The organism is Corynebacterium sp. HMSC055A01, from assembly GCF_001809405.1.
In the GTDB taxonomy this organism is placed as follows: domain Bacteria; phylum Actinomycetota; class Actinomycetes; order Mycobacteriales; family Mycobacteriaceae; genus Corynebacterium; species Corynebacterium hesseae.
Genome location: NZ_KV797545.1, coordinates 1 through 10318, shown reverse-complemented (window position 1 = coordinate 10318; position 10318 = coordinate 1). Strand labels below are relative to the sequence as shown.

The window sequence follows — 10318 nt, the reverse complement described above, 5'->3', positions numbered from 1 at the left end:
GCAAATCCACACGAAATGTCCCTTAAGCCTTGGTGAATACATCCATGGCCCCAGCATAGAAAAAGGCCGCCCCCATTCAAGGAGACGGCCGAAAGTGGAGCTAACGGGATTCGAACCCGTGACCCCCACACTGCCAGTGTGGTGCGCTACCAACTGCGCCATAGCCCCTCATACGAGGTGCAACCTTTGTGATTGCAACTCGTATCAATATATCGCCTCCGTTTTCACTCACCAAATCGCGAGTTTAGGTGCGGTATTTGCACGCCCCTACTTAGCGGCGACGAGGTCGACCCACTCCATGATGGAGGTCTTGTCATCCTCCGGAATGTCCTTGCCATCCTTGATGATGCGCGGCGAGGACACGCTGCCGGTGTCGGCTTCCAGCTTCTCGTAGTTCGCGGTAACTAGGGCGTTGCCCTTGCCCACCGGTGCATCCTCGATGGCTTTGACGGTGTCCTTATCCGCGCCCAAGGACTTAGCGGCCTGCGCGAAGTCCTTCATCTCCCACTTGTTGTACACCTTGGACTGCTCATCCATGAGGTACTTACGCAGGTTCCAGTAGAGCTGTACGTCACCGGACTTGGCTACCTGCTCCATCGCAGCCGCGGCCTTGGAGGAGTGTCCCTCGTTGGACTTGATGCTCTCGATGCCATTCGGGCTGCCATCCAGGAAGTTGAGGGTGCGCACCTTAACGATGAGCTTGCCCTGTTCAATCTTTTCCTTCATCTGATCATCGGTCTGCTTGGCCAGATCAGAGCAGTGAGGGCAAGAGTAGTCCTCGTACAGCTCGACCTCCGGCGCATCCTTGACGTCGGCAGCCTTGAGGGTCACGGCGTTATCAGCAAAGGACATCTCCATATTGACGTCCTGCTTGGTGTAGCCTTCCAAGCCCTCAACGCTGGCACCACGGTTTTGGTAGAAGATAAAGCCGAGCACGACGGCAATAATCACCAGCAGAACACCGATGCCCCACAGAAATCCGCTGTTGTTATTGGCGGTGGGGTCTTTAACTGTACTCATTGAGAAACCTTGTCTTGTATGACGTAAATGGAACGAACCGAAATCCTACACACCGCTGTTAAGGGTGCAATGCAAACTTGGTGAAGGGACGCTTGATTGTCCACACCATTAACACAGAATAGAAGACATCACGCAGCAGTGTCATCATGTAGTTCATCACCTGCGCGTCTTCATCGGGGCTAACGGAGAAACAACCGCAGTCAATCCCGAGCCCTCGCATCCACGCCTGTGCAATGCCAATCATGAATAAAACGAGGACAATCTGTCCCACCCATGCCGATTGGCGCAAGAACAGCCCCAACAGCAGCAACAGGCCGCCGCACACTTCCAACGGGCCAATCAGGTAGGACAAATACTGAGACCACTCTGGTGTAAAGATCTCATAGGCCTTGATGCTTTGCGATACCGCGAGCTGATCCGACAGCTTCGACGCTCCCGCTTTGATCCACACATAGGCCATATAAAAGCGCGCGAATGCACTAATGACGTCAAGCACAAGGGCGGCGCTGATTTTGTCTTTAATCACGAGCACAGCCTAACAAGTTAAGGGTGGAGAGCGTAACGGCGATACGGGCGCCAAATTGTCCAAAGGGTGAGGACCAAAAAGGTTGCATCACGTAGCAGCGTCAGCGCGTAGTTCATGCCTTGGCTCACGTCGGCGGGGTCATAGCCGAAACAACCGCAGTCAATGACCAGCCCACGCGCCCATGCCTGGGAGATTCCCACCATGAAGAGGACTAAGACCACCGCCGCGACTGCCGACGCCTCCCTCAAGAACAGCCCCAGCAGCAACAGCACCCCACCCATGAGTTCCAAAGGGCCGATGAGGTAGGCCAAGTATCCGGACCATTCCGAGGTGAAGATGCCGTAGGCCTCGATGGCCTGGGTCATCTCCATCCTGGCGTCCAGCTTCTGAATGCCGGCGATAATCCATACGGCAGCCATTCCAAAACGCACCAGCGCGCTCATCAGATCGGCGGCCGACATGGATTTTGCGGATGTCATAATTCATTAGCCTAGTCTCGGACCTGGCTTCGGACCCAGACTTCAGCCCTGGCCTTCAGACCTAGCCTTCGAGAACCTGCGACACCAGCGCCTGCGCCTCTTCCTGCACCTGTTTGAGGTGTTCTTCGCCACGGAAGCTCTCGGCATAGATCTTGTACTTGTCCTCCGTGCCGGAAGGGCGGGCAGCGAACCACGCGTTCTCCGTCGCCACCTTCAGGCCGCCAATCGCTGCACCGTTGCCGGGGGCCTCGGTGAGTTTGGCCACGATCTTCTCCCCAGCCAGCTCAGTCGCCGTCACCTGCTCCGGGGAGAGCTTCTTCAGGATGGCCTTCTGCTCGCGGGTAGCTGGGGCGTCAGTCCGCGCATAGGCCGGCGCACCGTATTCTTCGGCCAGCTCCGCATAGCGCTGAGACGGGGTCTTGCCCGTGACCGCCAGGATCTCGGCAGCCAAGAGATCCATGATGATGCCATCCTTATCGGTAGACCACACGGTCCCATCGAAGCGCAGGAAGGAAGCACCAGCAGATTCCTCACCGCCGAAGCCTAGGGTGCCGCCGACAAGCCCCGGCACAAACCACTTGAAGCCCACCGGAACCTCCACGAGCTCACGGCCCAGGCTGGCCACGACGCGATCGATCATGGAGGAAGACACCAAGGTCTTGCCCACCCCGGCCTCACCCCACTCGGGGCGGTGGCTAAACAGGTACTCAATGGCCACCGCTAGGTAGTGGTTCGGGTTCATCAGACCCGCATCCGGGGTAACGATGCCGTGGCGATCAGAATCCGCGTCGTTGCCCGTGGCCAGGTCGTACTTGGAGCGGTTCTGAACCAACGAAGCCATAGCGTCCGGGGAGGAGCAGTCCATGCGGATCTTGCCGTCAGTATCCAGAGTCATAAAGCGGAAGGTGCCGTCTACCTCTGGGTTCACCACCGTCATGTTGAGCCCGTAGTGCTCGGCGATGGCCGCCCAGTAGTCCACCGAGGCGCCGCCCATCGGGTCCGCGCCGATGCGCACACCGGCCTTTTTAATGGCCGCCATGTCCACAACGTTGGCTAGGTCACCCACGTAGGAGTCGAGGTAGTTGTGCTTCACGCAGCGCTCATCGAGCACGCCGTCAACCGCCACGCGCTTGACGCCATCGAGCCCGGAGCGCAGATAGTCGTTGGCCTTGGCTGCAATCCAGTCGGTGGCATCCGTGTCTGCTGGGCCGCCCGTCGGCGGGTTGTACTTGAAGCCGCCATCGCGCGGCGGATTGTGGGAGGGAGTGATCACGATGCCATCGGTGCCCGGGTTTGTCAGGATGGCGTGGGAGACGGCCGGGGTCGGGGTGTAGCGGCCGCGGTCATCCACGCGAACCTCCAGCCCATTGGCAAGGAGAACCTCAAGGGCGGAGACCAAGGCGGGCTCGGACAAAGCGTGGGTATCGCGGCCGATGAAAATGGCGCCCGTGGTCCCCTGCTCAGCGCGGTAATCCACGATGGCCTGGGTAATCGCCAAGATGTGGGCCTCGTTGAAGGCGGTGTCCAAGGCGGAGCCGCGGTGCCCTGAGGTGCCGAAGGCGACCTGCTGGTCGGGGTTATCTGCATCGGGGGTGCGGGTGTAATACGCGGTGACTAGTTCTGCAATATCGATGAGATCAGAAGGCTGGGCTAGTTGGCCGGCGCGCTCGTGTGCCATGGTGGGTTCCTCCTTGGAAACGTGGATACACCCTAAGCTTGCCTGCTTCACGCCGTTTTCGCATCCCAATTAGGATGGTGCCTATGCCACAGATCCTTCTCGTGGGCTGCGGGACCGCGCTCGGGGCGCTGGTCCGCTTCGTCCTCACTACACTACTCGGGGGTGGCGCACTGCCACTGCTACTCATCAACGTTCTTGGCAGTGCTGTCATGGGTTATGCCAAGCCACCAGCGTTCTGGGGCACGGGTTTCTTAGGCGGCTTCACTAGCTTTGCCGCTTTCGCCTTCCTCACCTCCGGCTTCGGCCCGGCGCAGGCGGGGGCGTACGTAGTTGCGACAGTCGCCGGTTGTACCGCCGCGTATCTCATGGGTGACCGTCTCCAGGATCGGGGGCGCGCATGATTCTCTCCATCTTGGCGGTCCTCGCCGGCGGCTTTGTTGGCGGCTGCGGGCGATTCCTGCTCACTCGTGTGCTGCCCTCCCCCACGTGTACTTTTGCCGCCAACCTCATCGGCGCGGCGGTGGCGGGCGTGGCCTACGGCTACGCCACACACTCCCACGCCCCAGAGTATTTCCTCCCCCTTCTCGCTGCCGGACTTGCCGGCGGGCTATCCACGTGGTCCACGATGGCCAAGGAACTCGGAGAAATGATAAAGGCCAAGCGCTGGTGGCGCTTGGCGCGTTATCTCTTCTGGACCATCGGCCTAGGAATCATCGTGGCCTGGCGCGGAGCGTGGGTCGGCTCGCTGCTGGCCTAACCCGCCTCCCACGCCCCTTGTTCAGCCACAGGCTGTGTTAGTCGGCGATGGCGTCCAACGGCGGGGTCTTCGCCGCGCGCTGCGCCGGCCACAGGGCCGCCAGCACGCCGACGATTCCCGAGCCCACGAACATGACCGCGAGCATCATCCACGGCACCGTCGCGGAATCGAGGCCTTCGTCGGAAAGCACGGAGATGAAGGACCACCCCATCCCCAATCCCATGAGGATGCCCATGAGCGCGCCGAAGAGGGCGATCTGTACCGATTCCACCGTGATCATTGTGCGAATCTGGCGGCGTTGAGTACCCACCGCGCGCAGCATACCGATCTCTTGTCGGCGTTCGATCACGCCGAGGGTGAGGGTATTGACAATGCCCAGGACAGCGATGACCACAGCCAAAGCCAGCAGCGCGTAGAGAATCGTGAGCATCTGGTCAATCATTCCGGCGGCCTCGCCGGCGTATTCCTCGCTGGTGCGCACCTGTACCACAACGAGGTCCTTGACGGACTTCTCCAGGTTGGCGCGCAGCTTCTCCTTGTCATAGCCTTCTTCCGCATTGACGGAAACCACCGTGACGTCGAGGCTGCTGGGGTCGATGACCTCTTCTACCGCGGATTGGGACACGGCCAAGCCCGGGAGCATCTGGAAAGGTTCATAGGTGCCGAGGAGTTTTACCTGCGCGGTACGCGAGGGATCGGGCCCCGCCAGCTCATAGCTCTGGCCGACCTCCCAACCTTGCTTCTCAGCCAGGGCAGAGTCGGCGATGAAGCCCGGTTCCTCACCCGTATTCAATGCACCGTCGACCAGAGTGAGGTTGAGCATGTCATCGGCGTTGCCATCGATGATCTGGCTGATCATCATTTCCGGGCCATAGTTCATCGAAGCCTGACCATCCACCTGCAGGGGTGCTGTGCTCATCGCCACGAGCTGTCCGACGCCCTCGGTATCGCGGGCGCGCTGCACCGTCTCGTTCGGCGTCGGGAAGTTTCCAGACGTCGGCCCGGACAGCAAGAAGTCCGCGCGGGCGTCCTGCTCGACGGCGTCGGCCACCGAGGCCTTCATCGTCGCACCCAACATGCCGATCGACGTCACCAGCGCCACGCCCAGCATGAGAGCGAAAGCAGTCGCCGCGGTACGGCGCGGGTTACGCGCCGAGTTCGTCGATGCCAACTTGCCCACCGCGCCAAAGGGCGCGCCAACCACGCGGCCGATCGCCGGAACGATAGGCAAGGAGATGGCCGGTCCCGCAAGGAAGAAGCCGAGGATGAGGTTGAGCGAGCCGAGGCCCACGAGTGTGGCGCGGATGCCTGTGGAGGCGTCGACAAGCACGCCCACGAGCGCAAAAATAATGCCGACGACGAGCAGCAGCCCGCCCAGCACGCTGCGCACCAGCAGCGAAGCGCCCGCCGCGGACTCGGTGGTGCGCATGGCTTCCACGGGCTTGACCGCGCCTGCCCGGCGCGCCGGTGCCCACGCGGAAACGATGGTGACCAATGCGCCCAGGATCAACGGCACAAGCACAGCGCTCAAGCTCAGGCCCAGGCCGCCGCCCATGGGCATGCCCTTGGCTTCGAAGACGGCCTTAATGATCGCCACCAGGCCCATGCCTGCTGCCACGCCCACGGCAGAGCCCACGAGGCCCACGATGAAGGCCTCCGTCACCACCGAGCGCGTAATCTGGCCGCGGGATGCGCCGAGTGCGCGCAGCAGCGCGAACTCCTTGGTGCGCTGAGCCACGATCATCGAGAAGGTATTCGCGATGATGAACGTGCCCACCAGCAGCGCGATGAGGCCAAAGGCGATGAGGAAGTAGTTGACGAATTTCAGGGCAGAGGAAATCTGATCCGAAATTTCATCAGCGAGCTTCTGGCCAGATTCCGCCTTGACCTCGAAGGTCTCGTTGAGGTGATCCACGAGCGCATCAGTACCCACGCCGTCGGCCGCGGCGACCTTCAGCTGTTCGGAATTGCCGTATCGCTCGACGAAGGCCTCGTGGTCCATGAGCAGCGTCAGGCTGGGGCCTTGGTCCACCACAGGCTTGACGACGCCCACGACCTTCACCTCATCACGCTGGTCCGGGTGGACTACTAGGAGGCTGTCGCCGATCTTGATATCGAATTTTTCCGCGGCCGAATCGTTGATGAGAACCTCGCCGGTCCCGTGAGGCGCGGAGCCGTCGACAAGCGTGGCGGGCTCACCGACGGATTGGTCCTCCGGGTAGTAGGGCTGCACGCTGGAGGTGCCGCCGCCGGTTTGAAAGGCCTCGGCATCCTTGTTGGCAACCACGACGGTCTGGCTGCTTTGCATGTTGACTGCGCGCACGTCGGGGTCGGCGGCGATGTCATCGCGCATCTTCTGGTCGAGGATTGGGCCGCCTTCCTTCTGGCTTACGGCCGCATCCACACCGGTAAATGCGGTAGACACCGCAGAGTCGAAGGTGTTCGACAAAGACTTGGTGAACATGAAGGACCCCGAGATGAAGGCGGTGCCGAGCACCACCGCCAGTAGGGTCAGGGCAAGGCGCAGCTTGTGCGCGAGAATATTGCGCACGGACACCGTGCGCATGGTGTTCTTTGTGGCCATGCTCTAGCCCTCGATTTCTGCCATCACGGCGTGGATGGACTCCATGGTCGGGTTGTTCAGCTCGTTGACCAGGCGGCCATCGGCAAGGAAGACCACGCGGTCTGCGTAGGATGCGGCTTTCGCATCGTGCGTCACGATGACGACGGTCTGGCCGTCCTGATCCACTGCGGTGCGCAAAATATCGAGCACCTCGGCAGAAGAGTTGGAGTCCAGGTTGCCGGTCGGTTCATCGCCAAAGATGATTTCCGGGCGCGAAACCAGGGCGCGCGCACAGGCCACGCGCTGCTGCTGGCCGCCGGAGAGCTCTGATGGGCGGTGGTTCAAGCGGTTGGACAGGCCCAGACGGGAAGTGACCTCATCGAACCATTCCTTATCCACCTTGTTGCCAGCGATATCGGTGGGCAGCGTGATATTCTCTGCCGCGGTCAGTGTGGGCACCAGGTTGAAGGACTGGAAGATGAAGCCCAAGCGGTCACGGCGCAGGGCGGTAATATCCTTGTCGCTGAGCTGCGACATGTCGGTGTCACCGATGAAGGCCGAGCCGGACGTCGCCGAATCGAGCCCCGCCATCGTGTGCATAAGCGTGGACTTGCCGGAGCCCGAAGGGCCCATGATGGCGGTAAAAGTGTTGCGCGCGAACTCAACGTCGACGTGGTCCAACGCGGTAACTGCGGTATCTCCCTGACCGTATTGTTTGAACAGGTCGACGGCACGAGCCGCAGCAGTCATCGTTGGGGTTGTCATGGACGTGTTCTCCTTATAGATGGGGAAAGTAACGTCCCTACCCTATCTTGCCCTGGGTAAGTTATGTGACGCGTGTGGTCTAAAATATGCTCCATGCGCGCATCTTTTTCCGCTCTGGAACACTACGACCGCTGTGCCGAAGCAGCCGCGGCTCAAATCATGCGCCACTACTCCACCAGTTTTTCCCTGGCCACGCGGCTTCTCTCCCCCAGGGTCCGGGTGGACATCCGCAATTTATATGCCATGGTGCGCACCGCCGATGAAATCGTCGACGCCGGGCTCGATCCCCAGGACGCCGCCGTGCTTCTCGACGCCTACGAGGCCACCGTCCGCGCCGCCCCGTCCCAGCGTTTTCACGCTGATCCGGTCGTGCATGCCTTTGCGCTTTCCGCGCGGCGTTGCGGGTTCAGCGACGAGCACGTTGCACAGTTCTTTTCCTCCATGCGTTGCGATCTGACGCACCACACGCACACCCACGACTCCTTCGAGGATTACGTGTGCGGCTCCGCGGAGGTCATTGGGCTCTTGTGCCTGGATGCCTTCTACGCCGGCGGGCCCCGCCCGTCCGGCATCGAGGAAGGCGCACGGCGCCTGGGCGCGGCCTTTCAGAAGATCAATTTCTTGCGCGACCTGCGCGAGGATTCCGCAGAGCTGGGCCGCTCCTATTTCCCGGACCTGCCGGACCCGGCCAGCTTGGATGAGGAGCGGAAAACGGCAATCATCGCTGATATTCGGCGCGACCTGGCTGTAGCGCGCGGCGCGATGGAGAAGTTGCCGCGTGGTTCGCGGGTGGGCGTGGCGGCTGCGACGGCCCTGTTTACCGAGCTCACCGACCAGCTCGCGGCCACCCCCGCCGCCGATATTCTTACAACACGGGTCTCCGTCTCGCCGGCGCGCAAGGCATTCTTGGTGAGCCGGGCAGCGGCATCGGCGGTGAAGTAGCTATGGGCAAGCGTGTTGTCGTCATCGGCGCGGGCATCGCTGGCCTGGCCAGCGCGGCGCTGTTGCTGCGTGAGGGTTGGGACGTGGTGGTCGTCGAGAAGCAGCACAGCGTCGGCGGGCGCGCAGGCGAACTGGAGGTCGACGGTTTCCGCTTCGATACGGGCCCGTCCTGGTACCTCATGCCCGAAGCATTCGATGAATTCTTTCAAGCCTGCGGGACGAGCACCGAGCGCGAGCTGGACTTGGTTGACCTCTCCCCCGCGTATCGCGTCTACAACGACGACGGCGCCTTCCTCGACATTCACAGCGGCGTGGACAACGTTGTTCGGCTTTTTGAGTCCATCGAGCCGGGTGCAGGCGAGCGCGTGCGCGCCTACTTAGCGCGCTCCTCTGATATCTATGCCGTGGCGCTAAGCAGCTTTTTGTACACCACGTTTTCTCACCCCGCGCAGCTTTTAACCCGGGACGTGCTCACGCGGCTGGGTACGCTGGCGCTACTTCTCACGCGGTCCTTGGACCGGCTGGTGGCAGCACAGTTTCAGGACTACCGCCTGCGCCAGGTGCTGACCTACCCGGCGGTGTTTTTGTCCACGGAGCCAACAGCTGCACCGGCGCTGTATTCCTTGATGAGCCACACCGATTTGGTCGAAGGCGTGCGCTACCCGCAAGGTGGTTTCGCCGCGGTGGTCGCGGCGATTGCGCGCCAGGCACAAGGCGCCACCTTCCTCATGGATACGGCGGTAACGGCGATCGAGTGCGCAGAAGGTCGTGCGACTGGCGTGCGGCTGGACGACGGCCGCTTCATCTCCGCCGAGGCCGTCGTTTCCGCGGCGGACCTGCGCCATACTGAGACTGCTCTGCTGCCTCAGTCGGCGCGGACCTATCCCGAGAGCTATTTCGCGCGACGCGACCCGGGCCTCGGCACGGTGTTGGTCTTCCTCGGTGTGCGGGGCGCGCTGCCGGAGCTGGCCCACCACACCCTTCTTTTCAGCAAGGATTGGGAGCCCGATTTCCGGGCGGTGTATCACGCTCCGGAGGCTTCGCGCCCGCTGGGGGCGTCCGAGTCCATCTACGTGTCGAAGACCTCCGCGACGGATCCTGCCGTGGCACCGGAGGGCTGCGAGAATCTCTTTGTGCTGGTCCCCGTGCCGGCGGAGGAAAACTTCGGCGCGGGTAACGCCTATGGCGAAGAAGAATCGCCCCGCGTTGGCGCAATTGCCGATGCCGCGATTCACCAACTCGGCACGTGGCTTGGCATTCCCGATTTTACTGAGCGCATCGTGGTGCGCCGGACGGTCGGCCCCTCTGATTTTGCGCGGCGCTACAACTCCTGGGCTGGTGGCGCGGTGGGACCCGCGCATACGTTGCGGCAATCTGCCTTCTTCCGCGGGCGCAATGCCTCGCGAAAACTCAAGAACCTGTACTACGCGGGCGGTACGACGGTACCGGGTGTTGGTGTACCGATGTGCCTCATTTCCGCGCACAATGTCATCACGCGGATGCGCGAACAGCACTAAGCGTCGAGCTCAAGGGCTGCGGGTGCACCGCTGCGTTTAGTGGCCCTTCCGGTTTTAGAGTGCGTTGATTT

Annotated in this window: 10 protein-coding genes and 1 tRNA gene; 4 read left to right on the top strand and 7 right to left on the bottom strand. The window is 61.8% G+C overall.

The genetic code is table 11. The features are described from left to right. Nucleotides 1–95 precede the first annotated feature (95 nt). From HMPREF2604_RS02955 to pgm, 5 genes are all read right to left on the bottom strand, one after another. A tRNA-Ala gene (locus HMPREF2604_RS02955) sits at nt 96–168 on the bottom strand. Nucleotides 169–267: 99 nt separating this feature from the next. After that, nucleotides 268–1020 carry a DsbA family protein gene (locus HMPREF2604_RS02950; RefSeq protein WP_070563121.1) on the bottom strand — a complete coding sequence of 251 codons (753 nt, stop codon included), beginning with the start codon at nt 1018–1020 and terminating at the stop codon, nt 268–270. Nucleotides 1021–1078: 58 nt separating this feature from the next. Then, entirely contained in the window at nt 1079–1546 is a 468-nt protein-coding gene (locus tag HMPREF2604_RS02945; RefSeq protein WP_070522450.1) for a MauE/DoxX family redox-associated membrane protein, read from the bottom strand. A 17-nt stretch (nt 1547–1563) separates the two neighbouring features. Continuing rightward, a complete protein-coding gene (locus HMPREF2604_RS02940; RefSeq protein ID WP_070563115.1) occupies nt 1564–2025 on the bottom strand; it encodes a MauE/DoxX family redox-associated membrane protein in 462 nt (153 codons plus the stop codon). Nucleotides 2026–2086: 61 nt separating this feature from the next. Beyond that, on the bottom strand, nt 2087–3703 hold the full coding sequence (gene pgm, locus HMPREF2604_RS02935) for a phosphoglucomutase (alpha-D-glucose-1,6-bisphosphate-dependent) (RefSeq protein ID WP_070563112.1): 1617 nt from the start codon (nt 3701–3703) through the stop codon (nt 2087–2089). Nucleotides 3704–3786: 83 nt separating this feature from the next. Here pgm and HMPREF2604_RS02930 point away from each other — a divergent pair, with 83 nt between their 5' ends. Further along, the gene (locus tag HMPREF2604_RS02930; protein WP_070563109.1) at nt 3787–4104 is read left to right on the top strand and encodes a fluoride efflux transporter family protein; all 318 of its coding nucleotides are present in this window, start codon (nt 3787–3789) and stop codon (nt 4102–4104) included. Beyond that, the gene (locus HMPREF2604_RS02925) at nt 4101–4460 is read left to right on the top strand and encodes a fluoride efflux transporter FluC (protein WP_070563106.1); all 360 of its coding nucleotides are present in this window, start codon (nt 4101–4103) and stop codon (nt 4458–4460) included. Before HMPREF2604_RS02930 ends, HMPREF2604_RS02925 begins: the two co-directional genes overlap by 4 nt. 37 nt (nt 4461–4497) lie before the next feature. Here HMPREF2604_RS02925 and HMPREF2604_RS02920 read toward each other — a convergent pair whose 3' ends face one another. Then, the gene (locus HMPREF2604_RS02920) at nt 4498–7044 is read right to left on the bottom strand and encodes an ABC transporter permease (RefSeq protein ID WP_070563104.1); all 2547 of its coding nucleotides are present in this window, start codon (nt 7042–7044) and stop codon (nt 4498–4500) included. Nucleotides 7045–7047: 3 nt separating this feature from the next. After that, nucleotides 7048–7788 (bottom strand): ABC transporter ATP-binding protein, encoded by a 741-nt coding sequence (locus tag HMPREF2604_RS02915; protein ID WP_070530082.1) that lies wholly within the window; start codon nt 7786–7788, stop codon nt 7048–7050. 93 nt (nt 7789–7881) lie between these two features. On the opposite strand from HMPREF2604_RS02915, the gene HMPREF2604_RS02910 reads away from it, so the two are divergent. Together HMPREF2604_RS02910 and crtI are read left to right on the top strand one after the other, a co-directional pair. Further along, a complete protein-coding gene (locus tag HMPREF2604_RS02910; RefSeq protein ID WP_070530085.1) occupies nt 7882–8730 on the top strand; it encodes a phytoene/squalene synthase family protein in 849 nt (282 codons plus the stop codon). Nucleotides 8731–8732: 2 nt separating this feature from the next. Beyond that, nucleotides 8733–10247, top strand: a complete 1515-nt coding sequence (crtI, locus tag HMPREF2604_RS02905) for a phytoene desaturase family protein (protein WP_070530087.1) — start codon at nt 8733–8735, stop codon at nt 10245–10247. Nucleotides 10248–10318: the final 71 nt, after the last annotated feature.